Consider the following 23,815-nt stretch of genomic DNA (forward strand, 5'->3'; position numbering starts at 1 on the left):
TAAGTCAGATAACAACTCATGCTGCGAGCCCCCTCTCTGATGACTTGCCGGTAGGTGGAATCCGAAACCGAGAACAATGAATCCCGCTGCTCCGGGCTGCCGGACATTCCGAATGCGGAATGAACCTGCAAGACGGACACAACGCTCATAAAGACCGGTAAAAGCCGAAAAAGCCTGCTAACACAATTGAAAGTACGCATAGAAGGGTTGATTATTAGTCGTTGAAAATACAGGGAAAACCCTCTCCCAAATGGCCTCCGAGCCCGCGGAAGGAGATGAAAGAACCGATCAATATATTATTTATCAGCAACATACCTCTTCGTTAGTATGCAATTAACCTTCGATTTTTCGCCTATCTGGTTATCCGATTGATAATCAATATATTGCAAACTCGCTGGGGGGGGGTAATTTGTTGATATTCAATTTTTTCGGAAAAAAATTTCTGCAAAAAAAATTTTTGTAATATATTTGCTCCGAGAAATCGAACGATTTATCTTCTATCGAACGGGCAGAGAATGTCCGTTTTTTGTTTGAGGAGGCATTAGTTGCAGTACATCCATTAACCCTTCAAACAATGATAGTAGCATATTTACGAGTCAGCACCGAAAAACAGACGCTGGCAAATCAACAAAACGAAATCTCGAAATTCGCAGACAGCCGTAACCTGCATGTGGATCGCTGGGTAACGGAAATCGTGAGCGGCAAAAAGAAAGGCCGGGAACGCAAACTCAGGACACTCCTGCGCCGCATGAAACGCGGAGACACGATGATCGTAACGGAACTCTCCCGTCTGAGCCGCACCCTGACAGACATCATGGCGATCGTGGGAGAACTTCTCAAAAAGGAGGTCTGCCTGTACAGCACGAAAGATCACTACGCCTTCGACGACACGATAAACAGCAAGGTGCTCTGTTTCGCATTCGGGCTGGTGGCGGAAATCGAACGAAACCTGATATCCATGCGTACACGGGAGGCGCTGGCGCTGAGACGCGAACAAGGAATCGTACTCGGACGCCGCAAAGGCAGCTACACCAAACTGCAACAGCTCATCGACGACCGCCGCGAAATAGTGAGCATGATGAACCGCGGGCACAGCGTAGCGGCCATCTGCCGCCAATACGGAGTGGCCAGAAATACGTTCGACCGATTCCGGAAACAATACATCTATTCCATCATGCGAGGTCAAAGAAAACGCTGGAGAGTCAATGGGAACGTTGCGGAGCCGAAAGAAAAGACGATCACCGACCATACGGAAACGGTCGAACTCTGAACGCGCCCCCATAACCGCCCGTCATTCAGAAGAGGGGCAGGCAGGAAAGGCGCGGATCATGCCAAAGTTCGGAGAAGAACATTTCGGGCATGCAGCCCATGTCCAACCGAATCTTTTCACCGATACCATATAATATAATAGAAACAGCGCAAAAAAACGGAAGGGGCCGACGACTGCCCCTTCCTCCTGCAAAAAAGTGCGTCACAACTTATTTGAATTCTTCATAGCTTAGTTTGCAGGATGTGAAATAAGCAGTCGGACAACCCACAGACATTGCGGCTGACAACACCCCGGCCGGCGGTGTGCGCTGAAAGAGAATTTCGATGTCCATTCATGTTCCGACACTTATTTATTAAATAAAATATTGTCAAAAAGCACTGGTTCGGAATTACGGGAACCCAACGACCGCATATCGTACAAACCACTCGGCCGAAACCCGCCCCAAGTGCCTGCATTGGCTATTTTTCCTGATATTGCGATCATTCAGTTTAGATAAAACAGCACTGACTGCGTATCTATCACTGCCCAAATATAGGAATTATATTCTTTTCTGCAAAATATTTTACAATAAAATATTTAATTTTAGCAATAAATCGTGCCGCAGGGTATCTGAAACGGGTCCGGCAATCTCCTAACCCATCGGCCCCAAAACAGCGGAAACGACTTCCGGACGACGGTTCGTGCATACGAAACAGCTTCATTCAGGCCGATGCACCCCGGAATCTCCCAGGATGCACCCGTGTTCTTGGAGACGTTTTCAACAGCCGCACCGCCTGGCAGGACTCGAAGCGGCGAACGCATAATTTGGGGCTGAAAACAAAACGGGTTGCAAACTCGATTTGCAACCCGTCTCCCGTCCTGGCGGAAAGTGAGGGATTCGAACCCCCGGAACCTTGCGGTTCAACGGTTTTCAAGACCGCCGCGATCGACCACTCCGCCAACTTTCCGGAGACAAAAGTAGCACCGATTTTCCATTCTGCCAAATCTCCATCCCGTTTTTATTCCAACCCCGCAAACCCGGAACTCAAATTCCGGAGATAATTTTCTTCTTTTCCGAAATTTGCATATCTTTGTCAGCAAGTTAGGACCCGGAGATCATTCTCTCACGCAACGAAGCCATGAACAAAGCGCAGTTTGTCGAAGCCATCGCTCTCGACGCGAACATCCCGAAGGTCGAGGCCCGCAAAGCCATCGACGCCATGATCCGTGTGACGGTGCAGTCCCTGCGCGAAGGCGAGCGGCTGACGCTGACCGGACTGGGCACGTTCAACGTACAACAGCGTCCCGAACGCGTAGGCCGCAACCCGCGCACGGGCGCCGCCGTGAAGATTCCGCCCCGCAAGGTCATCAAGTTCCGTCCCTCGGTCGAGATCGAATGATCCGGCCCGCAAAACCCTGTATACATGCCTGAAATTTCCCTTCGCGCCGAGCAGATGCCGGCCTCCCCGATACGCAAACTCGTCCCGCTGGCCGACGCAGCACGCGCCCGGGGCATCAAGATTTACCATCTGAACATCGGACAGCCCGACCTGCCCACGCCGCAAGTGGGGCTCGACGCCCTGAAGCATATCGACCGCAAGGTGCTGGAATACAGCCCCAGCGACGGCTACCGTTCGCTGCGCGAGAAGCTCGTTTCCTACTACGCGCAGTATCAGATCAAACTCACCCCCGAGGAGATCATCGTCACCACGGGCGGTTCCGAAGCCGTGCTGTTCGCCTTCATGTCGTGCCTCAACCCCGGCGACGAGATCATCGTTCCCGAACCGGCCTACGCCAACTACATGGCTTTCGCCATCTCGGCGGGCGCCGTGATCCGGCCCGTCGTCTCGTCGATTGAGAACGGATTCGCGCTGCCGCCCATCGAGGAGTTCGAGAAGCTGATCAACGAACGCACGCGCGGCATCCTGATCTGCAACCCCAACAACCCCACGGGCTACCTCTATACGCGCCGCGAGATGGACCGCATCCGCGACATGGTTCAGAAATACGACCTGTTCCTCTTCTCCGACGAGGTTTACCGCGAATTCATCTACACCGGTTCGCCCTACATTTCGGCCTGCCACCTCGAAGGCATCGAACAGAACGTCGTGCTGATCGACTCGGTGTCGAAGCGTTATTCCGAATGCGGCATCCGCATCGGCGCGCTGATCACCAAGAACCGAAAACTCCGCAACGCCGTGATGAAATTCTGTCAGGCGCGCCTTTCGCCGCCGCTGCTCGGACAGATCGTCGCCGAAGCCTCGATCGAAGCCCCGCGGTCGTACAGCACGGAGGTTTACGAGGAGTACATCGAACGCCGCAAATGCCTGATCGACGGACTGAACCGCATCCCCGGCGTCTATTCGCCGATCCCGATGGGAGCGTTCTACACCGTGGCGCGGCTCCCGGTGGACGACAGCGACAAATTCTGCGCCTGGTGCCTCTCGGAGTTCGAATACGAAGGCGAAACCGTCATGCTGGCCCCGGCGTCGGGTTTCTACTCCGATCCCGAATGCGGCCGCAACGAGGTCCGCATCGCCTACGTCCTGAAAAAAGAGGATCTCGAACGGGCTCTCGTCATCCTGAGCAAAGCGCTCGAAGCCTACAACAGCCGCCGATAGCGGCCGCCGGCAATTCCGAAACGAGGGGCAGCGTCCTGCGGGGCGCTGCCCCTTACGCTATGTACGAACCCGCCGATTCATCCAATCTTATACCTTTCAGTACAATTTTCGGGAATTTTCGACCAAAAAGTTTGGGACGTGAGGATAGTTTTCCTACTTTTGCCCCCGATTTTGCGCGTCGCAAGACACGCCGAGTATAAACCAAACCAATTCGTTATGAAAAAACTTTTCCTCGTTCTGGCCGCCGCAGCCATCGCCTCCGGCGCATACGCCGAGGGTTATCAGGTCAACAACATGTCGGCCAAGCAAACCGGTATGGGCCACGTGGGCACGGCCATGAAACTCAACTCGGAGTCGATCTTCTTCAACCCCGCAGCCACGGCTTTCCAGACCTCGAAATTCGATATTTCAGCCGGCATGACGGGCATTCTCTCCAATGTCAGCTATCGTTCGCTGCCGACGCTGGAAAACGGTTACCAGAGCGGCGCGGCCGAGAAATCCGACAATAAGCTCTCGACCCCGATCCACGTCTATTTCAACTACAAGCCCACCGAGCGGCTGGCCGTCGGACTGGGTTTCTACACCCCCTACGGCTCCTCGATGAACTGGGGCGACAACTGGTCGGGAGCGCACCTCGTGCAGGAGATCAACCTCACGGCCTTCACCTTCCAGCCCACCGTTTCGTACAAAATCTGCGACCGTCTTTCGGTCGGTGCGGGTCTGACGGTTTCGTGGGGCAATTTCGACCTGTCGCGGTCGCTGCTCTCCCCCACGATGCGCCGCGGACTTATCTCCGGCACGATCGACCCGAATATCACCCAACTTCAGGGGGCAATCAACAGCGGAATGCTCACCGGCGACGCGCTCGCCCAGGCGACTGCGACCCTCCAGACGCTCGAAGGCGCCAAAGGCTATCTCAACAGCACCATGAACCGGTCGCTGGTGTCGGCCAAACTCCAGGGCGATTCCGATGTGGCCGTAGGCGTGAACGCCGGTTTCCTGTGGGACATCACCGACGAATGGTCGGTCGGCATGACCTGGCGGTCGCGTCTGAACATGAAAGTGGGCAAAGGCCACGCGACGATGAACATCGACCCGCAGGCCGCGGCGCTCATCGCCAAACTCGGAGAGCTCAAACCCGACACGGAGCTGATCCCGGGACTCGACAAGGGAACTTTCAACGCCGAGCTGCCGCTTCCGACGACCGTGACGTGGGCCGTATCGTTCCGCCCGGCCGTGAAATGGGAACTGGCCGTCGATCTGCAATGGACCGGATGGTCGGCCTACAAAGCCCTGAACGTGGCATTCAACGAGAAGGAACTGGGCATCAAACCCATCTATTCGGTGAAAAACTACTCGAATACGCTGGCTTTCCGTTTCGGTGCGCAGTACCGCGCGACCGATTTCATCACGGCCCGAATGGGTATGTATGTGGACGAAAGCCCGGTGAGCAGCGACTATCTCAACCCCGAAACTCCGTCGATGACCAAGGTCTCCTATACGGCCGGTCTGAGCCTGCGCCCCACCAAGTTCATGTCGATCGACCTGGCCTACTGCTACGTTTCGTCGGCAGACCCCGAACGCACGGGCTCCTATCCCCTCTACGGCTATACCGACGGCAACCTCGAAGAGGTATTTTCGGGCAACTACACGCTCCACGCCAACGTATTCTCGATCGGCGTAGGGTTCAGTTTCTAAAAACCGAAAAAATTGCTATCTTTGCGGTGCGTTCGGCGACGGACGCACCGCATCGTTTCAACGGCTCCATAGTTCAAGGGATAGAACGAGGGTTTCCTAAACCCTAAATTCGCGTTCGAGTCGCGGTGGGGCTACAAAGAAAAGGAGGAATTGCTATTCCTCCTTTTCTTGTGGAATTTTACCTATCTTTGCTCCCGTAAAATCACGACTATGGAATCGCTCAAAGAACTCTATAAGATCGGCAACGGCCCTTCGAGCAGCCACACGATGGGGCCCAAACGGGCTGCGGAACGCTTCGCGGAACGGTGCCGCAATGTCGATGCCTACTGCGTGACGCTCTACGGATCGCTGGCGGCCACGGGCAAAGGCCACCTTACGGACGTAGCGATCCTCTCGGTGCTCGAACCCGTCGCCCCGACCGAAATCGTCTGGAAACCCGAAGTCGTGCTCCCCTTCCACCCCAACGGCATGCTGTTCGAGGGGCTCAAAGAGGGCCGGATCGCCGATTCGTGGACGATATACAGCATCGGCGGCGGTGCGCTCGCCAACGAGACCTCGCGGCTGGAGGTGCCCGCAAGCGTCTACCCGATGTCCACCATCTCGGAGATCCAGCAGTGGTGCGCCCGCGAAGGCAAGACCTACTGGGAGTATGTGAACGACTGCGAAGGTCCCGAAATCTGGGACTACCTCGACCGGATATGGACCGTGATGTGCGAAACCATCCAGCGGGGACTGAACAACGACGGCGTACTGCCCGGCGGCCTGAAAGTCGCCCGCAAAGCCTCGACCTACTGGGTCAAGTCGAAAAGCTACACCGATTCGCTGAACTCCCGCGCCAAAATCTACGCCTATGCGCTGGCGACCTCCGAAGAGAACGCTTCGGGCGGCACCGTGGTGACGGCCCCGACGTGCGGATCGAGCGGCGTGGTGCCGGCGGTGCTCTACCACCTGGCCACCTCGCGCGATTTCCTGCGCATCCGCATCCTGCGGGCGCTGGCCACGGCCGGACTGTTCGGCAACGTCGCCAAAACCAACTCCTCGATCTCGGGCGCCGAGGTCGGCTGTCAGGGCGAGGTCGGCGTGGCGTGCGCTATGGCCGCCGCCGCGGCCTGCCAGCTCTTCGGCGGCACCCCTTCGCAGATCGAATACGCCGCCGAGATGGGGCTCGAACACCACCTGGGCCTCACGTGCGACCCCGTCTGCGGGCTGGTGCAGGTCCCCTGCATCGAACGCAATGCCATCGCCGCAGCCCGCGCCCTCGACGCCAACATCTACGCCACGCTCTCCGACGGACACCATCTGGTCTCCTACGACAAGGTCGTGGAGGTGATGAACGAAACGGGGCACAATCTTCCGAGCCTCTACCGCGAGACCTCCGAGGGCGGACTGGCCAAACGCTACGACCGGAACAAATAATCCGACAGCCCCTTTCCGCGGCAAAAAAGGCCGGACCCTTTGCGGGCCCGGCCTTCCGTTTCTCCGGTCGGCACTCAGCCGAGCAACCCCCGGGCCGAAGCATAGCGCACCGCCTCCATCGAATTGTCCACATTCAGCTTCTCAAGAATGCGCTGGCGGTGCGTGTTGACCGTATGCACGCTGATAGCCAGTTGATCGGCAATCTCCTTCGACAGTTTTCCCCGGCCTATCAGACGCAGGATTTCCCGCTCGCGGCCGGACAAATGCGGATTTTCGGTCACAGGAAACGGGCAGACCTCGCCCGTTCGATAATGGAACAGCTGACTGCGCACGCCGTCCTCCGTCCCCTGATTGGGCGAAACGTCCAGCATGCTCAGCGAAAGCCAGACATTCCCCGAGCGGTCCAACTCCAACACCTGAAACTGCTCGATGACCCGCACGTAACGCCCGCCGACATCCACCCGGTATTCATTGATCAGCTTCGCATCGAAAGCCAACTCTTTGTGTTCCAATACATACCTCAGACAGGCGATGCCGTTGCGGTGCAGTTCCGTCCAGTCGTCGGGGTGGATGCGGCGCATAAAATAGTCCGAATCCTCGGCGGCGATGCCCTCCAGATCGTAACCGAACAGCTCCGAAAAGTTGTACGACGCGAAGACGTGACGGCGGGTATACATATCAAAGACCGAGATGCCGCTGTTCGCAACCTGCGACAACAGCGTCAACTGGAGAATATGACGTTCCAACACCGAGTAGTCCAGCTCCCGGGGATCGAACCGCTGGGAGTCCAACAGCTCCTCGAATTCACGTTGCAGTGTTTCCATTACTGATTAATCAGTATTGCCCAAAACGGACGTATGACCTTACTTTGCAGTGCAAAAATAACACATTCAATCACAAAATTCGCAACCATGAAAAAATTACTCATCACCGCCGGCCTGCTTTTCGCAGCCCTCAGCGCCTCGGCTCAATTCCACGCAGACCTCCGCGCAGGAGCGACGGCCTCCGCCATCGGCGACCAGCACCTCAAGATGGGCATCCGCGCCGGAGCCGGCGTCGAGTACCTCTTCACGGAACGCTGGGGGCTCCGCTCGGGGCTCTTCTTCTCGATGAAGGGCGCCACGACCTCGAACAACGTCTTCAACTACGACGCGGACAAGGCCACGCGGCTCTCCTGTCTCGATCTCCCGGTCGAAGCCCTCGTCTCGTTCCGCCTCTCGCAACGCTCGCGGCTGGCCCTGCACGGAGGTCCCTACGTCTCCTGCCTGCTCCATGCGTCCGTGCCCGAAGACGCCGGTTTCGACGTTCGCCGCTGGGAGATCGGGGCCGGTTTCGGCGCGGATTTCATCATCGGGCATTTCGTCATCGGCCCCGAAATTCAATACGGACTGACGCGGCTGACGAAACCCGGCTCCGGCCACAACACGACCTACGCCGTGACGCTGGGCTATCGGTTCTGAATCCCGCCCCGGCAAACAAAAAAACGCCTCTCCCGGTTCGGGAGAGGCGTTTTTCGATATACCGCAGAACGGACCGACCGGCATAACCCGCCCGGCCGCCCTTTCGGACTACTGAGCCTGCTGGAGCGACTCGAAATCGGCTTTCGAACCGACCACGAGGTCGTCGTAATCGCGGAGACCCGTACCGCCGGGGATCAGGTGACCGCAGATCACGTTCTCCTTCAGGTTCTCCAGCGGATCGACCTTGGCCTGGATGGCCGCCTCGTTCAGCACCTTGGTGGTCTCCTGGAAGGAAGCCGCCGAAATGAAGCTCGAAGTCTGCAATGCGGCGCGCGTGATACCCTGCAACACCTGGGTCGAGGTCGCAGGCACGATGTCGCGCACCTGAACCGGACGCTGATCGCGGCGTTTGAGGCTCGAATTCTCGTCGCGCAGCTTGCGCAGCGACACGATCTGTCCGGGCTGCAACAACGTCGAATCGCCGGCGTCGGTCACGACCACCTTGTCGTACAGTTCGTCGTTCACATCCATGAACTCCCACTTGTCGATGATCTGATCCTCGAAGAAACGGGTGTCTCCCGGGTCCTCGATCTTCACCTTGTTCATCATCTGGCGGACGATGACCTCGAAGTGCTTGTCGTTGATCTTCACACCCTGCATGCGGTACACCTCCTGCACCTCGTTGACGATGTACTCCTGCACCTTCGTCGGACCGAGGATATTGAGGATGTCGCTCGGAGTGATCGCGCCGTCCGACAGCGGGCTGCCGGCCTTCACGTAGTCGTTCTCCTGCACGATGATCTGACGCGACAGGGGCACCAGATAGCGTTTCACGTCGCCCTGCTTCGAGGTGATGACGATCTCGCGGTTACCGCGCTTGATCTTGCCGAACGAAACCTCGCCGTCGATCTCCGAAACGATGGCGGGATTCGACGGGTTGCGGGCCTCGAAGAGCTCCGTAACACGCGGCAGACCACCGGTGATGTCGCCGCCCGACTTGCCGACGGCACGCGGAATCTTGATGAGAATATCGCCGGCCTTGATCTTGGCGTTGTCCTTCACGACGACGTGGGCGCCCACGGGCAGGTTGTACTGCTTGACTTCGAGGCCCTCCTTATCGACGATCTTGATGACGGGGTTCTTGGTCTTGTCTTTCGACTCGATCACGACCTTCTCCGACAGACCCGTCTGCTCGTCGCGCTCGTCGCGGTAGGTGACACCCTCGATGACGCTGTCGTAGACGGCGCGGCCCTCGTACTCCGAAATGATGACGGCGTTGTACGGGTCCCACTCGCAAATCAGGTCGCCCTTCTTGACCTCGGCGCCGTCCTCCATGAAGAGCGTCGAGCCGTAGGGCAGGTTGTGCGTATAGAGTACGATCTCGGTCTTGGGATCGACGATGCGGAACTCCGACTGACGCGAGATCACGATGTCGATGGATTCGCCGGCCGCGTTCTTGCCCTTGACGGTGCGCAACTCGTCGATCTCCAGACGGCCTTCGTATTTCGAAACGACGTTGGTCTCGACAGCCGTGCCGCCGGCCACACCGCCGACGTGGAACGTACGCAGGGTCAGCTGCGTACCCGGCTCGCCGATGGACTGCGCGGCAATGACGCCGACGACCTCGCCCTTCTGGACCATGCGGGCCGTGGCCAGGTTGCGGCCGTAGCACTTCGCGCAGACGCCGCGGCGCGACTCGCAGGTCAGCACCGAACGGATCTCCACCGACTCCAGCGGCGATTTCTCGATGGCCTCGGCGATCGACTCGGTGATCTCCTCGCCGGCCTTGCAGATCACCTCGCCCGTCAGCGGATGGATCACGTCGTTCAGAGCCACACGGCCCAGAATACGGTCGTAGAGGGTCTGCACCACGTCGTCGTTGCGCTTGATGGCCGTAGCCGTCAGGCCGCGCAGCGTGCCGCAATCCTCCTCGTTGATGATGACATCCTGCGCCACGTCCACCAGACGACGCGTCAGATAACCGGCGTCGGCCGTCTTCAAGGCGGTGTCGGCAAGACCCTTACGGGCACCGTGGGTCGAGATGAAGTACTCGAGCACCGAAAGTCCCTCCTTGAAGTTCGAGAGGATCGGGTTCTCGATGACCTGCTGACCGCCCTCGACACCCGATTTCTGCGGCTTGGCCATCAGACCGCGCATACCGCTCAGCTGACGGATCTGCTCCTTCGAACCACGGGCTCCGGAGTCGAGCATCATGTACACCGGATTGAAACCGTCGTTGTCCTTGATCAGCGTTTCGATCACGGCCTTCGTCAGCTTGGTGTTGATGTTCGTCCAAACGTCGATGATCTGGTTGTAACGCTCGTTGTTGGTGATCAGACCCATGTTGTAGTCCTCCATGATGGCGTCCGAACGTTCGTAGCCCTCCTGCACGAGCTTCTCCTTCTCCTGAGGAATGATCACGGCATCGAGGTTGAACGACAGACCGCCCTGGAAGGCCATCTGATAACCCATGTTCTTGATGTCGTCGAGGAATGCGGCCACCTTGTCGGCACCGGCCTTCTTCATCACGACGGCGATGATATCGCGCAGCGAACGCTTCGTCAGAATCTCGTTGATATAGCCGACCTCCTTGGGAACCACCTGGTTGAAGAGGATGCGGCCGATGGTCGTCTCCTTCAGCACGCGCACTTCGTTGCCCTGCTCGTCCAGGTCATCGACCATGCACTTCACGATGGCGTGCAGGTCGGCACGGCCCTCGTTGTAGGCGATGATCGCCTCCTCGGCGCCGTAGAACACCCGGCCTTCGCCCTTCACGCCCTTGCGGGGCTTGGTGATGTAGTAAAGACCGAGGACCATATCCTGCGAAGGCACCGTGATAGGCGCACCGTTCGCAGGGTTCAGGACGTTGTGCGAACCCAGCATCAGCAACTGGGCCTCCAGAATGGCGGCATTGCCCAGCGGCAGGTGCACGGCCATCTGGTCGCCGTCGAAGTCGGCGTTGAACGCCGTACATGCCAGCGGGTGCAGCTGCATGGCCTTGCCCTCGATCAGTTTGGGCTGGAACGCCTGAATACCCAGTCGGTGCAGCGTCGGGGCGCGGTTCATCAACACGGGGTGTCCCTTGATGACATTCTCCAGAATGCCCCAGATCACGGGGTCCTTGCGGTCGATGATCTTCTTCGCGGACTTCACCGTCTTCACGATGCCGCGCTCGATGAGCTTGCGGATCACGAACGGCTTGTAGAGCTCGGCGGCCATGTCCTTCGGAATACCCATCTCGTGCATCTTCAGCTCGGGGCCGACGACGATCACCGAACGGGCCGAATAATCGACACGTTTACCCAGCAGGTTCTGACGGAAACGGCCCTGCTTGCCCTTGAGCGAGTCGGAAAGCGACTTCAAGGGGCGGTTCGACTCGTTCTTCACGGCATTCGACTTGCGCGAGTTGTCGAACAGCGAATCAACGGCCTCCTGCAACATGCGCTTCTCGTTGCGCAGAATCACTTCCGGAGCCTTGATTTCGATCAGGCGTTTCAGACGGTTGTTGCGGATGATGACGCGGCGGTAGAGGTCGTTCAGATCCGACGTGGCGAAACGTCCGCCGTCCAGCGGCACCAGCGGGCGCAGCTCGGGCGGAATCACCGGAATCACGTTCAGCACCATCCACTCGGGCTTGTTCTTGCCCTCCGAAGCGCGGAACGACTCGATGACGTTCAGACACTTCAGCGCCTCGGACTTACGCTGCTGCGAAGTCTCGGTCGAAGCCTTGTGACGCAGCGAGTAGGACATCGAATCGAGGTCCACCTGCTTCAGCAGCGTATAGATCGCCTCGGCGCCCATCATGGCGACGAACTTGTTGGGGTCCGAATCGTCCAGCGACTGATTGCCCTTCGGCAGCGCGGCCAGCACGTCGAGATACTCCTTCTCCGAAAGCGTGGCCAGACGCTCGATGCCCTGCTCGGAAGCGGCGCCGGCGTTGATCACGACGTAACGCTCGTAGTAGATGATCGCTTCGAGCTTCTTCGACGGAATGCCCAGCAGGTAGCCGATCTTCGAAGGCAGCGAACGGAAATACCAGATATGCACCACCGGAACCACCAGCGAGATGTGTCCCATGCGCTCGCGGCGCACCTTCTTCTCGGTCACCTCCACGCCGCAGCGGTCGCAGACGATGCCCTTGTAACGGATGCGCTTGTACTTACCGCAATGGCACTCGTAATCCTTCACCGGACCGAAGATGCGCTCGCAGAACAGACCGTCGCGCTCGGGCTTGTAGGTACGGTAGTTAATGGTCTCGGGCTTCAGCACCTCGCCGCTCGACTGGGCCAGAATCTCCTCGGGAGAGGCCAGGCCGATCGAAATCCGGCTGTAACCATTATTCGGTTTATTGTCTTTGGTAATTGACATATTCGTTCTCGTTTTTCTTTTCCTCTTAAATACACCTTACTCGAGCTTCACCGACAGGGCCAGACCGCGCAACTCGTGCAGCAGCACGTTCATTGCCTCGGGGATGCCCGGTTTGGGCAGGTTCTCGCCCTTGACGATGGCCTCGTACGCCTTGGCACGGCCCATCACGTCGTCGGACTTGATCGTCAGGATCTCCTGCAAGATATTGGCGGCGCCGAAGCCTTCGAGCGCCCAGACCTCCATCTCACCGAAACGCTGACCGCCGAACTGCGCCTTACCGCCAAGCGGCTGCTGGGTGATGAGCGAGTAGGGACCGATCGAACGCGCGTGCATCTTGTCGTCGATCATGTGGCCCAGCTTGAGCATGTAGATCACGCCCACCGTGGCCGGCTGGTCGAACATCTCGCCCGTACCGCCGTCGTAGAGGTAGGTGCGGCCGCTGTGCGGAATGCCCGCCTGCGCCGTGTATTCGTTGATCTGGTCGAGCGAAGCGCCGTCGAAGATCGGCGTTGCGAATTTCAACCCCAGCTCGCGGCCGGCCCATCCGAGCACGGTCTCGTAAATCTGCCCGAGGTTCATTCGAGAAGGCACGCCCAGCGGGTTCAGGCAAATATCGACGATGGTTCCGTCTTCGAGGAACGGCATGTCCTCGTCGCGCACGATACGGGCCACGATGCCCTTGTTGCCGTGGCGTCCGGCCATCTTGTCGCCCACTTTCAGCTTACGCTTCTTGGCGATGTAGACTTTGGCCATCTGGATGACGCCCGTCTGCGGGAGTTCGTCGCCGTTGGTGATGTTGTATTTCTCACGCTTGATGGCGGCGTCGGCCTTCTTCCACTCGATGGTGTAGTTGTTGACGGTGGCCTCGATCAGCGCATCGGTGTGCGCGTCGCCCGTCCAGTTGCACGAGCCGAGGTTGAGATAACCCATCACCACGCCGGTCTTTTCGTCCGTCGATTTGCGGGCGATCTCCTCCAGCATCTTCTGCGAGAACTTCGTGCCCGCGGGGTAGAGCTCCACCCCGAAATAGTCGGTAACGCCCGTCGTGGTCTTGCCCTGAAGCAGGGTCCACAGCTTCGAAACCAGAAGCTTCGTGAGATCCGCGATCTCGGCTGCGAACTTCTCGTCGAGCTTGTCGAGCTGCGCTTTCTCGGCGCTCTTGCCCTTCTTGCCCTCCTTGTTGGCGCGGCTGTAAAGTTTGGTGTCGATCACCACGCCGTGCAGCGACGGCTGGGCTTTCAGCGAAGCGTCCTTCACATCGCCGGCCTTGTCGCCGAAGATCGCACGGAGCAACTTCTCCTCGGGCGAAGGATCGCTCTCGCCCTTCGGGGTGATCTTACCGATCAGGATGTCGCCCGGGTGGATGTTGGCGCCGATGCGGACGATACCGTTGGCGTCGAGGTCCTTCGTGGCGTCCTCCGAAACGTTGGGAATATCCGACGTGAGCTCCTCGACACCGCGTTTGGTGTCGCGGACCTCCATGATATATTCATCGACATGCACCGAGGTGAAGATGTCCTCGCGCTGGATACGCTCCGAAATCACGATGGCATCCTCGAAGTTGTAACCCTTCCAGGGCATGAACGCCACCTTCAGGTTGCGGCCCAGAGCCAGTTCGCCGTGCTGCGTCGAATAACCCTCGGTCAGAATCTGCCCCTTCACGACCTTGTCGCCGGTCAGCACCGCGGGTTTCAGCGTCACCGAAGTGTTCTGGTTCGTCCGGCGGTAGCGCGGCAGCTCGTAAGTCGTGATTTCTGGAGCGAACGACGCGAGAATCTCGTCCTCCGTGCGCTCGTATTTGATCTGAATCTTCGTCGCATCGGCGAAAGTCACCTCGCCGTCGCCCTCGGCGACGATCTGGATGCGGCTGTCGGTGATCATGTCCTTCTCGATACCCGTGCCGACGATCGGGGCCTCCGAAGTCACCAGGGGCACGGCCTGGCGCATCATGTTCGAACCCATCAGCGCACGGTTGGCGTCGTCGTGCTCGAGGAACGGGATGAGGCTCGCGGCGATCGAGGCGATCTGGTTCGGAGCCACGTCCATCAGGTCCACTTCGCTGGCCGTAACCACGGGGAAATCGGCGCCCTCACGCGCCTTGATGCGGTCGGGCTCCAGGAAATTGCCCTCCTCGTCGATCGGGGTGTTGGCCTGTGCGGCCACCAAGTCCTCCTCCTCTTCGGCCGAGTAGTAGCGGATATGCGAATTGTCCATATCAACCTTGCCGTTCTCGACACGGCGGTACGGCGTCTCGATGAATCCCATCGGGGAGATCTTCGCATAGACGCACAGCGACGAAATCAGACCGATGTTCGGGCCTTCCGGCGACTCGATCGGGCAGAGGCGTCCGTAGTGCGTATAGTGCACGTCGCGCACCTCGAAACCGGCACGGTCGCGCGACAGACCGCCGGGACCGAGGGCCGACAGACGGCGCTTGTGCGTGATCTCGGCCAGCGGGTTGATCTGGTCCATGAACTGCGAAAGCTGCGAAGTGCCGAAGAAGGAGTTGATCACCGACGAGAGGGTCTTGGCGTTGATCAGGTCCACCGGCGTAAACACTTCGTTGTCGCGCACGTTCATGCGCTCGCGGATCGTACGCGCCATGCGCACGAAACCGACCGAGAACTGATTCGACAGCTGCTCGCCCACCGTGCGGACACGGCGGTTCGACAGGTGGTCGATATCATCGACATCGGCCTTCGAATTGATCAGCTGGATCAGGTATTTGATGATGGCGATGATGTCCTCGCGCGTCAGCGTACGGATAGCCGGGTCGATGTCCAAGTCCAGCTTCTTGTTGATACGGTAGCGGCCCACGTCGCCCAGGTCGTAGCGTTTGTCCGAGAAGAAAAGTTTCTCGATAACGTCGCGCGCCGTAGCCTCATCGGGCGGCTCCGAAGCGCGCAACTGTCTGTAAATGTAGACCACAGCCTCCTTTTCGGAGTTGCAGGGGTCCTTTTGCAGGGTGTTGTATATGATCGAGAAGTCGATGCCCGAAAGATTCTCCTTGTGCAGGAGGATCGTCTTGGCGCCGCTCTCGATAATTTCGTCGATATGGCTCTCTTCGAGGACCGTTTCGCGGTCCACGATGACGTTGTTTCGCTCGATGGAGACCACCTCGCCCGTATCCTCGTCCACGAAGTCCTCGACCCACGTCGAGAGCACCCTCGCGGCCAGTTTGCGGCCCACGGCCTTTTTGAGGTTGGCCTTGTTGACCTTCACCTCGTCCGCCAGGTCGAAAATCTCGAGAATCTGTTGGTCCGCCTCGTAACCGATGGCACGCAGCAGCGTGGTGACGGGCAGCTTCTTCTTACGGTCGATGTAGGCGTACATCACGTTGTTGATGTCCGTTGCGAACTCGATCCACGAACCCTTGAACGGAATGATTCGCGCCGAGTAGAGCTTGGTGCCGTTGGTGTGCATGCTCTGTCCGAAGAACACGCCCGGCGAACGGTGCAGCTGGGATACGATGACGCGCTCCGCACCGTTGATGACGAACGTACCGCGTTCGGTCATATAGGGAATCGTACCGAAGTAAACGTCCTGGACGACCACGCCGAAATCCTCGTGTTCGTCGTCCGTGCAGTAAAGTTTCAGCTTTGCTTTCAGCGGGACGCTGTACGTCAAACCGCGCTCCAGACACTCCTCGATCGAGTAGCGGGGCGGGTCGATATAGTAGTCGATGAACTCCAGAACGAAGTTGTTCCGGGTGTCCGTGATGGGGAAATTTTCCTGAAAGACCTTGTACAGGCCCTCGTTCTTACGGTTTTCAGCCGTAGTGTCCATCTGGAAAAAGTCCCGGAATGATTTAAGCTGTACCTCCAGCAGATCCGGATAGGGAACCCGGTTCTTGACTGTCGAAAAGCTAATTCTCTGTTGTGTTTTTGCTGCGGACATCGTAAAATCCAAATTAGTTGAAGTGTAATGGGTTACGCTCCCCAAAATTGCGGGCCTTCTATCCCGCCAATGCCCCCGTATTCAGGCGTCCTTCGCCCCGGGAGCATTTTCTTCCAAAAACCGGACACAGCTCCTGATCGGCACTTCCAGTCTTTAGACCAAGAAAAGGCATAGAGCTAACACCTTCGGTTAGCCCTATACCTGATTGTCTGCTGAGACCTAAGCAGCAATGCTACTTGAGCTCAACTTCAGCACCTGCCTCCTCGAGCTGGCCCTTGATCTGCTCAGCCTCTTCCTTGGAAACACCCTCCTTAACGGCCTTGGGAGCACCGTCAACGAGCGCTTTAGCGTCACCCAGCGAAAGACCGGCGATGTCCTTCACGACCTTGATAACCTGGAGCTTGGCCTGGCCGGCGGCTTTCAGGATCACGTCGAACGTCGATTTCTCGGCAGCAGCGGCCTCGCCTGCGCCGGCAGCGGGAGCTGCAACGGCAACAGCGGCAGCAGCCGGCTCGATGCCATACTCCTCCTTGAGGATCTGAGCGAGTTCGTTTACCTCGGTAACCTTCAGGTTAACCAGTTCTTCAGCAAGTTTCTTTACGTCTGCCATAGTTGTAAGCTTATTAATTTGTTTTTGATTCTTGTTTGTGAAATTAATTGTTTCTCGATTCGAGCGTCTTCACGATGCCCGCAATCTTTTGGCCTGCATTAGCCTGCAATGCAGAGATAACATTCTTCGCCGGGGATTGCAGCAGAGCGACGATATCGCCGATGAGCTCCTCCTTCGACTTGATGTTACACAGAGCGTCCAGCTGGTTGTCGCCCACGTAAACGCATCCCTCGGCGAAAGCCGCTTTCAGGACGGGTTTGTCCGAATTCTTGCGGAACTCCTTGATAAGCACAGCGGGAGCTTTCGCAACATGGGCGAACATGATCGAGGTAGGACCCTCCAATACTTTTACCAGATCAGCATCGGCTTTCTCCACCTTCTCGAGGGCTTTGCCCAGAAGGGTGTTCTTGGCCACCACCAGTTTCACATCGCTCTCGAAGCACTTGCGGCGCAGGGCAGCGGTCTGCTCGGCATTGAGCGACTCGATGTCGGCGATGTAGAAGTGAGGATAAGCCTGGAGCTGCTCGGCGAGGTTGTTGATTACAACCAGTTTTTCTTCCTTAGTCATCTCTTCTTTCCTCCTTCTTATTTGGTTTCTACTGATTTGGAATCAATCTGCACGCCGGGGCTCATGGTGGTCGAGAGATAGATACTCTTCACATAAGAACCTTTGGCAGCAGCCGGTTTGAGCTTGATGATCATATTCAGCACCTCTTTCGCGTTTTCCACGATCTGATCCGCCGAGAACGACACCTTGCCCACCGTCGTGTGGATGATACCGAACTTATCGACCTTGAAGTCGATCTTACCGGCCTTCACCTCGCCTACGGCTTTGCCGACTTCCATCGTCACCGTACCGGTCTTGGGGTTCGGCATCAGGCCGCGGGGACCCAGAATACGGCCCAGCGCACCCACCTTGCCCATCACATTGGGAGTACAGATGATCACGTCAACGTCGGTCCAGCCGGCCTTGATCTTGTCAACATACTCGTCCAGACCTACATAGTCGGCGCCTGCGGCCTGTGCCTCGGCCTCCTTCTCGGGAGTACAGAGCACCAGCACACGCACCGTCTTGCCGGTTCCGTGGGGCAGCGTCACCACGCCGCGGACCATCTGGTTCGCCTTGCGCGGGTCTACGCCCAAACGCACGTCGATATCCACCGAAGCGTCGAATTTCGTGAACGTAATTTCCTTCAGAAGAGCGGCAGCCTCCGAGAGCTTGTAAGCCTTACCGGCTTCCACCTTAGCGTAGGCGATCTTTTGATTTTTTGTCAACTTACTCATCTTCTTCGCAATTACATATTAGGAAATTCTCCGACGACATTGATACCCATACTGCGGGCAGTACCGGCAACCATGCGCATCGCGGCCTCCAACGTAAAGCAGTTCATGTCAGGCATCTTGCCCTGAGCGATCTCGCGGATCTGATCCCACGTCACCTGTCCCACCTTGTCGCGGTTGGGCTGTGCGGAACCTTTCTGCACTTTCGCTGCTTCTTTGAGCTGGACGGCTACGGGCGGCTGTTTTACAACGAAATCGAACGATTTGTCGCTGTAAACCGTGATGATGACCGGAAGAACCTTTCCCGCCTTGTCCTGCGTACGTGCATTGAACTGCTTGCAGAAGTCCATGATATTGACTCCCTTAGAACCCAATGCGGGACCAACCGGGGGCGAAGGATTGGCGGCACCACCTTTGATCTGCAATTTAATAAATGCAGCAACCTCTTTTGCCATAGTTTTCCTTGGTTAATTATTCTTTTTCTACTTGAGTGAAACCCAACTCCATAGGAGTTTTGCGCCCGAATATCTTCACCGATACCGTGAGTTTCTTGCGCTCATTGTCAACTGCCTCGATAGTACCTTGGAAGCTCGAGAAAGGACCGTCCGTAACCTTTACGGTCTCGCCGACAAAGAATGGTATTTCGTTTTCCTCCTCCATGGCGTTCATCTCATCGACACGGCCCAGGATGCGCGCGACCTCCTGCGGACGCAGGGGCGTGGCGTTCATCTTGCGGCTGTCCTCTTTGGTGTCGCCTAAGAAACCCAGCACATTGGGAGTATTGCGAATTATAATCGGAATCTGGCCCACGAAAGCGGCCTCCACCAACACGTAGCCCGGATAAGAAACCTTCTCTTTCGAAACTTTCTTACCGTTGCGGATGGTATAGACTTTTTCCGTAGGGATCAGCACCTGGGAGATGTAGTCTTCGAGGTGGTTGTGACGGATTTCTGCTTCGATATACTCCTTCACTTTCGCCTCCTTGCCGCCGATGGCACGGACTACATACCACTGTTTCTTAATCTCGCTCATTGGATTCAGCAGAAATTAACGGCCAAGATTACCCAGGGTCTTGTAAATGGCGGCCATCATGTTCTCGAACGTCAGGTCCATCGCCAGTACGACAATGGCGAAGATGGCCGAAGCCACCATCACGACCACCGTCGAGCTTTGAAGTTGCGGGAACGTAGGCCACGTCACCTTGTTTACAAGCTCGTTATAGGATTCTTTGATGTAATTCAACATATCTTCTTCCTTTATTTTGGCAGGAGCAGAGAGATTCGAACTCCCATCAACGGTTTTGGAGACCGCTATTCTACCCTTGAACTATGCTCCTAAAATGAGAAGCGGCACGGGACCGCTTCTCTATCGGGTCAATTATTTGAGAACCTTCAGGATCTGACCTGCACCTACCGTACGGCCACCCTCGCGGATTGCGAAACGCAGACCTTCGTTGAGAGCAACGGGGTAGATCAGCTTCACGGTGATGGTCACGTGGTCGCCCGGCATAACCATATCCACGCCTGCGGGCAGGTGAACCTCACCCGTTACGTCCATCGTACGCAGATAGAACTGGGGACGATAGTTGTTGTGGAACGGCGTGTGACGGCCACCCTCCTCTTTCTTCAGGATGTAAACCTCAGCCTCGAACTCGGTGTGCGGGGTGATCGAGCCGGGTTTGGCGACTACCATACCACGCTTTACCTCCTTCTTGTCAATACCGCGGAGGAGCAGACCTACGTTGTCGCCGGCCTCGCCCTCGTCGAGCAGCTTGCGGAACATCTCGACACCCGTACAGGTCGAAGTCAGGGTCTTCTCCTCGAGACCTACGATCTCGACGGGATCGCCGACGTGGATGACACCGGTTTCGATACGGCCCGTTACGACGGTACCGCGGCCGGTGATCGAGAACACGTCCTCGACAGGCATCAGGAACGGCTTCTCGTTCTCACGCTGCGGAATGGGAATGTACTCGTCTACGGCGTTCATCAGCTCCATGATCTTCTCCTCCCACTTCGGCTCGCCGTTCAGGCCGCCGAGTGCGGAACCGCGGATAACGGGAGCGTTGTCGCCGTCATAGTCGTATTTCGAAAGCAGGTCGCGAACCTCCATCTCGACCAGGTCGAGCATTTCGGGGTCGTCCACCATGTCGCACTTGTTCAGGAAAACAACGATGCGCGGCACGTTCACCTGACGGGCGAGCAGCACGTGCTCGTTGGTCTGGGGCATCGGGCCATCCGTAGCGGCAACTACCAGGATGGCACCGTCCATCTGAGCGGCACCCGTTACCATGTTCTTCACATAGTCGGCGTGTCCCGGGCAGTCTACGTGAGCGTAGTGGCGGGTAGCAGTCTGGTACTCAACGTGCGAGGTGTTGATCGTGATACCACGCTCTTTCTCCTCGGGGGCGTTGTCGATCGAGTCGAACGAACGGAGCTCCGAGAGGCCGTTCTTAGCCAGAACAGTCGTGATAGCTGCGGTAAGAGTGGTCTTACCGTGGTCTACGTGACCGATGGTACCGATGTTTACGTGCGGTTTCGACCGGTCGAATTTTTCTTTTGCCATAGTATTTAAGTATTAAAGTATTGTTAAAAATTGTCCCAAGTTTTAATAAAATTCATTTCGCAGAACAAGCGGGCGACGCAAACTCCCCGTCCATCCGACGGAGGCGTTCGCATCACACGCTGCTGCGCATGTAGAGCGGAAGACGAGGCTCAAACTCGCGACCCTCAGCTTGGAAGGCTGATGCTCTATCAACTGAGCTACTTCCGCAAAAACATACCGTATCAGAGTCATCCTTTCCCTCGCGCCGCCTTCCGACGGCATCCGGGACCCAGCAACTCCAACCGGCACTCTGTTTTTTTAGTGGGAAGTGATGGATTCGAACCACCGAAGGCGTACGCCAGCAGATTTACAGTCTGCCCCATTTGGCCACTCTGGTAACTTCCCTTGCTTTTCTCCCGTGAGGAATTGGCACGGCCTTTTTCCTTTTTACCCGGGGATTGACTTCGCTCCGCTCCACTTGCGTTTCGCGCCGCTCGTCTTTCCCTTTCGGGGAGGCTTTCGTCCTGCCGCCGCTCGTCGTCGTAAAAAGCCCTCGTTCCTTCGGAACTCCCAGCCTCAAAACAGTTTGTCGTTTCAAACAAGTTTGACCGTCAAACTCTTTTTCGACTGCTGCCTTTGGCAGGGTCTTTTTAGCTCCTCCTCGCGTCGGCTTTCCGAGCCGATGGAGGGATTCGAACCCACGACCAGCTGATTACAAATCAGCTGCTCTGGCCAACTGAGCTACATCGGCAGTATTCACCGTTTTGGATTGCAAAAGTAGGCATAAAAAATTTACCGCGCAAATTATTCGTGATAAATTTTCCACTTTTTAACTCATCTCAAAGAACCGCGCCCCGACGCCGTTGGTTCACGGGCGAAATCGGGTGCAAAGATAGGAAAAGTTTTGGATAACGCAACAGCTTCCGCAAAAAATATCGTCTTTCTCGTCCAACTATGTCATCCGCCGGTCCGGGCGGCGCCCGCATTCCTCCCGGACAGCCCATTCCCGGACCCGTCGCACCTATTTTATATTAGAAATTCCGCTTGTTTTCTCGTACTTACAGCAAAACCGGAAAATCCTGCCGAAGCGCCCGCAATCCAGTTTTGGAATCGTCCGTTCTTTTCACTATCTTTCGATTTTGAAAATCTTTTACGCATGGATACGATTCCCCTTTTCGGCCCCTACGCACTCAGGAGGCTCCGCGCGGAGGACGCCGTGGATATATTCCGCTCGATCGACACCCAACGCCCGTACCTCGGCCGCTGGCTGCCGTTCGTCGCCGAAACCCACTGCGTCGAACAGAGCGAAGCCGTGGTGGCCGGAATGCTCGCCGACACGGCCAATCCGGTCTACACGATCCGCGACGGCGGGGCCTTTGCCGGACTGATCGGCTTCAAATCGGCCGACGCCGGCAAACGCAGCGTCGAGATCGGCTACTGGCTCCGCGAGGAGCAGCAGGGCAAAGGAATCATGACGGCGGCCGTGCGGGCGCTCTGCGAAACGGCCTTCGCGCAGATGGGCATGCGGCGTGTCGAGATCCGCTGCGGCGCGGGCAACCTGCCGAGCAACGCCATTCCCCGGCGGCTCGGGTTCCGGCTCAGCCATGTGGAACCGCGGGGCGAGGAGCTCTCCGACGGAGAGTGGATCGACCTGAACGTCTACGTGTCGGAGCGGTAAAAACACAGGAGGCCACCCTCCCCGGGAAGCCTCCTTCAATCCGGCACAGCCGGGTTCTATTTCTTTTTGATCGAAGCGATCAGCTGGGCGGGCGTCGCCTGCAAGTAATTCTTGCAGAAACGGCTGAACTGCGTGTAGTGGCGGAATCCGTATTTGCTCATCAGCGCCTTGGTGCTGTCCTCGCCGTCACGGATGTCGGAGAAGACTTTGAGGGCTTTCTGACGCATCATCCAATGGTAGACGCTGTCGTTGAAATGCTCGGCGAAGCGGCGCTTGAAGACCGAAAGGCTCATGCCCGCCAGCGAAGCCAGCTCGGCCACGCCCTGCGCCTTGTCGTAGTTGTTGCAGACGAAGACGCGGAAATTGTCCTGCGGCTGAATCATCGACTGGAAGAAATAAGCGTGCTCGGTCGGCGTGTAGAGCACCTTGATCATCATGAAGAGTTCCGTGGCCTTCATCCGGTGGAACCGGACGCAGTTGGACATCTGCTGAATCGTAAAGATGGAGCCCAGAAGATGTTCGATGGAGGAATGCATCGAAAGCGTCGGGACGATCTCGGTCGGGATGACCGAATCGTAGGGCATCACCTTGTCGAAAATATCCTGCTCGCAGAACTCGATCCGGTGAATGAGCGACAGCACGACCACATGGGTATCGTCATCCTGCGCCGTAGCCAGAAAACGTTCGTTGCGGGCCAGGCACACGCATTGTTTCGAGGTAACCAGCCGGACCGTATCGGTACCGTGTTCGAGTTTGAGCGATCCCGACAGGATGAAAAGGATACGCACCATACGGTCCGCCGGGAAGACGACACCTTTTCCCGCCGCAAAGGTCAGCTGCGAAAACCTGCAATAGGTCGAGTCGCCGATGCGGCGAAACGGTGCAGGGAATGTGGGACAACTACTACAATCCGCAGTGCAATTCTCTTTCAACGACGACTCTACGAACTGCGGTTGGGGTTGATAATCCATAAAGTACCAATGTGAGATTCGG

General features: G+C 57.2%; 18 protein-coding genes and 6 tRNA genes. 8 read left to right on the plus strand and 16 right to left on the minus strand.

Features of this window, described 5'->3' with window-relative positions:
* The first annotated feature begins 574 nt into the window (after window positions 1–574).
* Window positions 575–1,270 carry a recombinase family protein gene (locus NQ519_RS03640; protein ID WP_019149421.1) on the plus strand — a complete coding sequence of 232 codons (696 nt, stop codon included), beginning with the start codon at window positions 575–577 and terminating at the stop codon, window positions 1,268–1,270.
* A gap of 859 nt (window positions 1,271–2,129) precedes the next feature.
* Here NQ519_RS03640 and NQ519_RS03645 read toward each other — a convergent pair.
* Window positions 2,130–2,217 (minus strand) — tRNA-Ser (locus NQ519_RS03645).
* Window positions 2,218–2,388: 171 nt separating this feature from the next.
* Here NQ519_RS03645 and NQ519_RS03650 point away from each other — a divergent pair.
* From NQ519_RS03650 to NQ519_RS03670, 5 genes are all read left to right on the plus strand, one after another.
* The gene (locus tag NQ519_RS03650; protein WP_019149420.1) at window positions 2,389–2,649 is read left to right on the plus strand and encodes an HU family DNA-binding protein; all 261 of its coding nucleotides are present in this window, start codon (window positions 2,389–2,391) and stop codon (window positions 2,647–2,649) included.
* Window positions 2,650–2,673: 24 nt separating this feature from the next.
* Window positions 2,674–3,870, plus strand: coding sequence for a pyridoxal phosphate-dependent aminotransferase (locus NQ519_RS03655; protein ID WP_026076271.1), 1,197 nt, complete (start codon window positions 2,674–2,676; stop codon window positions 3,868–3,870).
* 216 nt (window positions 3,871–4,086) lie between these two features.
* A complete protein-coding gene (locus NQ519_RS03660; RefSeq protein ID WP_019149418.1) occupies window positions 4,087–5,568 on the plus strand; it encodes an OmpP1/FadL family transporter in 1,482 nt (493 codons plus the stop codon).
* 62 nt (window positions 5,569–5,630) lie between these two features.
* Window positions 5,631–5,702, plus strand: a tRNA-Arg gene (locus NQ519_RS03665).
* Window positions 5,703–5,778: 76 nt separating this feature from the next.
* Window positions 5,779–6,984 (plus strand): L-serine ammonia-lyase, iron-sulfur-dependent, subunit alpha, encoded by a 1,206-nt coding sequence (locus NQ519_RS03670; protein ID WP_019149417.1) that lies wholly within the window; start codon window positions 5,779–5,781, stop codon window positions 6,982–6,984.
* 74 nt (window positions 6,985–7,058) lie between these two features.
* On the opposite strand, the gene NQ519_RS03675 is transcribed toward NQ519_RS03670, so the two are convergent.
* Window positions 7,059–7,808 (minus strand): helix-turn-helix transcriptional regulator, encoded by a 750-nt coding sequence (locus NQ519_RS03675; RefSeq protein WP_019149416.1) that lies wholly within the window; start codon window positions 7,806–7,808, stop codon window positions 7,059–7,061.
* A gap of 87 nt (window positions 7,809–7,895) precedes the next feature.
* Between NQ519_RS03675 and NQ519_RS03680 the strand changes: the two genes are divergently transcribed.
* Window positions 7,896–8,444 (plus strand): porin family protein, encoded by a 549-nt coding sequence (locus NQ519_RS03680; RefSeq protein ID WP_019149414.1) that lies wholly within the window; start codon window positions 7,896–7,898, stop codon window positions 8,442–8,444.
* A gap of 108 nt (window positions 8,445–8,552) precedes the next feature.
* On the opposite strand, the gene rpoC is transcribed toward NQ519_RS03680, so the two are convergent.
* The 13 genes from rpoC to NQ519_RS03745 all read right to left on the minus strand — a co-directional run bounded on the left by rpoC (window position 8,553) and on the right by NQ519_RS03745 (window position 21,895).
* Window positions 8,553–12,812 (minus strand): DNA-directed RNA polymerase subunit beta', encoded by a 4,260-nt coding sequence (gene rpoC / locus NQ519_RS03685; protein ID WP_019149413.1) that lies wholly within the window; start codon window positions 12,810–12,812, stop codon window positions 8,553–8,555.
* A gap of 36 nt (window positions 12,813–12,848) precedes the next feature.
* Window positions 12,849–16,709 carry a DNA-directed RNA polymerase subunit beta gene (rpoB, locus tag NQ519_RS03690; protein WP_083870882.1) on the minus strand — a complete coding sequence of 1,287 codons (3,861 nt, stop codon included), beginning with the start codon at window positions 16,707–16,709 and terminating at the stop codon, window positions 12,849–12,851.
* A gap of 232 nt (window positions 16,710–16,941) precedes the next feature.
* On the minus strand, window positions 16,942–17,319 hold the full coding sequence (gene rplL, locus NQ519_RS03695) for a 50S ribosomal protein L7/L12 (RefSeq protein ID WP_019149411.1): 378 nt from the start codon (window positions 17,317–17,319) through the stop codon (window positions 16,942–16,944).
* Window positions 17,320–17,362: 43 nt separating this feature from the next.
* Window positions 17,363–17,887, minus strand: a complete 525-nt coding sequence (gene rplJ / locus NQ519_RS03700) for a 50S ribosomal protein L10 (RefSeq protein ID WP_019149410.1) — start codon at window positions 17,885–17,887, stop codon at window positions 17,363–17,365.
* Window positions 17,888–17,904: 17 nt separating this feature from the next.
* Complete coding sequence (gene rplA, locus NQ519_RS03705) at window positions 17,905–18,603, minus strand: 50S ribosomal protein L1 (RefSeq protein WP_026076269.1); 699 nt, start codon at window positions 18,601–18,603, stop codon at window positions 17,905–17,907.
* 11 nt (window positions 18,604–18,614) lie between these two features.
* The gene (gene rplK / locus NQ519_RS03710; RefSeq protein ID WP_026076268.1) at window positions 18,615–19,055 is read right to left on the minus strand and encodes a 50S ribosomal protein L11; all 441 of its coding nucleotides are present in this window, start codon (window positions 19,053–19,055) and stop codon (window positions 18,615–18,617) included.
* 16 nt (window positions 19,056–19,071) lie between these two features.
* Window positions 19,072–19,632 (minus strand): transcription termination/antitermination protein NusG, encoded by a 561-nt coding sequence (nusG, locus tag NQ519_RS03715; RefSeq protein WP_010266552.1) that lies wholly within the window; start codon window positions 19,630–19,632, stop codon window positions 19,072–19,074.
* 15 nt (window positions 19,633–19,647) lie between these two features.
* Entirely contained in the window at window positions 19,648–19,845 is a 198-nt protein-coding gene (secE, locus tag NQ519_RS03720) for a preprotein translocase subunit SecE (protein ID WP_026076267.1), read from the minus strand.
* A gap of 17 nt (window positions 19,846–19,862) precedes the next feature.
* A tRNA-Trp gene (locus NQ519_RS03725) sits at window positions 19,863–19,936 on the minus strand.
* A 41-nt stretch (window positions 19,937–19,977) separates the two neighbouring features.
* On the minus strand, window positions 19,978–21,165 hold the full coding sequence (gene tuf / locus NQ519_RS03730; RefSeq protein ID WP_019149407.1) for an elongation factor Tu: 1,188 nt from the start codon (window positions 21,163–21,165) through the stop codon (window positions 19,978–19,980).
* A 134-nt stretch (window positions 21,166–21,299) separates the two neighbouring features.
* Window positions 21,300–21,372 (minus strand) — tRNA-Gly (locus NQ519_RS03735).
* A 94-nt stretch (window positions 21,373–21,466) separates the two neighbouring features.
* A tRNA-Tyr gene (locus NQ519_RS03740) sits at window positions 21,467–21,549 on the minus strand.
* A 272-nt stretch (window positions 21,550–21,821) separates the two neighbouring features.
* Window positions 21,822–21,895 (minus strand) — tRNA-Thr (locus NQ519_RS03745).
* A 405-nt stretch (window positions 21,896–22,300) separates the two neighbouring features.
* Here NQ519_RS03745 and NQ519_RS03750 point away from each other — a divergent pair.
* The gene (locus tag NQ519_RS03750; RefSeq protein ID WP_019149406.1) at window positions 22,301–22,822 is read left to right on the plus strand and encodes a GNAT family N-acetyltransferase; all 522 of its coding nucleotides are present in this window, start codon (window positions 22,301–22,303) and stop codon (window positions 22,820–22,822) included.
* 56 nt (window positions 22,823–22,878) lie between these two features.
* Here the strand turns inward: NQ519_RS03750 and NQ519_RS03755 are convergent, their stop codons facing one another.
* A complete protein-coding gene (locus tag NQ519_RS03755; RefSeq protein WP_227901030.1) occupies window positions 22,879–23,793 on the minus strand; it encodes a helix-turn-helix domain-containing protein in 915 nt (304 codons plus the stop codon).
* Window positions 23,794–23,815 lie beyond the last annotated feature (22 nt).

This window comes from Alistipes senegalensis JC50, from assembly GCF_025145645.1.
Classification (GTDB): Bacteria; Bacteroidota; Bacteroidia; order Bacteroidales; family Rikenellaceae; genus Alistipes; species Alistipes senegalensis.

Bases quoted from the DNA above. Each gene is read 5' to 3' on its own strand.
- rpoC (WP_019149413.1), bottom strand. From the start codon at position 12,812: ATGTCAATTACCAAAGACAATAAACCGAATAATGGTTACAGCCGGATT.
- tuf (WP_019149407.1), bottom strand. From the start codon at position 21,165: ATGGCAAAAGAAAAATTCGACCGGTCGAAACCGCACGTAAACATCGGT.
- rplJ (WP_019149410.1), bottom strand. From the start codon at position 17,887: ATGACTAAGGAAGAAAAACTGGTTGTAATCAACAACCTCGCCGAGCAG.
- NQ519_RS03680 (WP_019149414.1), top strand. From the start codon at position 7,896: ATGAAAAAATTACTCATCACCGCCGGCCTGCTTTTCGCAGCCCTCAGC.
- rplA (WP_026076269.1), bottom strand. From the start codon at position 18,603: ATGAGTAAGTTGACAAAAAATCAAAAGATCGCCTACGCTAAGGTGGAA.
- rpoB (WP_083870882.1), bottom strand. From the start codon at position 16,709: ATGTCCGCAGCAAAAACACAACAGAGAATTAGCTTTTCGACAGTCAAG.
- rplL (WP_019149411.1), bottom strand. From the start codon at position 17,319: ATGGCAGACGTAAAGAAACTTGCTGAAGAACTGGTTAACCTGAAGGTT.
- nusG (WP_010266552.1), bottom strand. From the start codon at position 19,632: ATGAGCGAGATTAAGAAACAGTGGTATGTAGTCCGTGCCATCGGCGGC.
- NQ519_RS03650 (WP_019149420.1), top strand. From the start codon at position 2,389: ATGAACAAAGCGCAGTTTGTCGAAGCCATCGCTCTCGACGCGAACATC.
- NQ519_RS03640 (WP_019149421.1), top strand. From the start codon at position 575: ATGATAGTAGCATATTTACGAGTCAGCACCGAAAAACAGACGCTGGCA.
- NQ519_RS03750 (WP_019149406.1), top strand. From the start codon at position 22,301: ATGGATACGATTCCCCTTTTCGGCCCCTACGCACTCAGGAGGCTCCGC.
- NQ519_RS03675 (WP_019149416.1), bottom strand. From the start codon at position 7,808: ATGGAAACACTGCAACGTGAATTCGAGGAGCTGTTGGACTCCCAGCGG.
- rplK (WP_026076268.1), bottom strand. From the start codon at position 19,055: ATGGCAAAAGAGGTTGCTGCATTTATTAAATTGCAGATCAAAGGTGGT.
- NQ519_RS03670 (WP_019149417.1), top strand. From the start codon at position 5,779: ATGGAATCGCTCAAAGAACTCTATAAGATCGGCAACGGCCCTTCGAGC.
- NQ519_RS03660 (WP_019149418.1), top strand. From the start codon at position 4,087: ATGAAAAAACTTTTCCTCGTTCTGGCCGCCGCAGCCATCGCCTCCGGC.
- secE (WP_026076267.1), bottom strand. From the start codon at position 19,845: ATGTTGAATTACATCAAAGAATCCTATAACGAGCTTGTAAACAAGGTG.
- NQ519_RS03655 (WP_026076271.1), top strand. From the start codon at position 2,674: ATGCCTGAAATTTCCCTTCGCGCCGAGCAGATGCCGGCCTCCCCGATA.
- NQ519_RS03755 (WP_227901030.1), bottom strand. From the start codon at position 23,793: ATGGATTATCAACCCCAACCGCAGTTCGTAGAGTCGTCGTTGAAAGAG.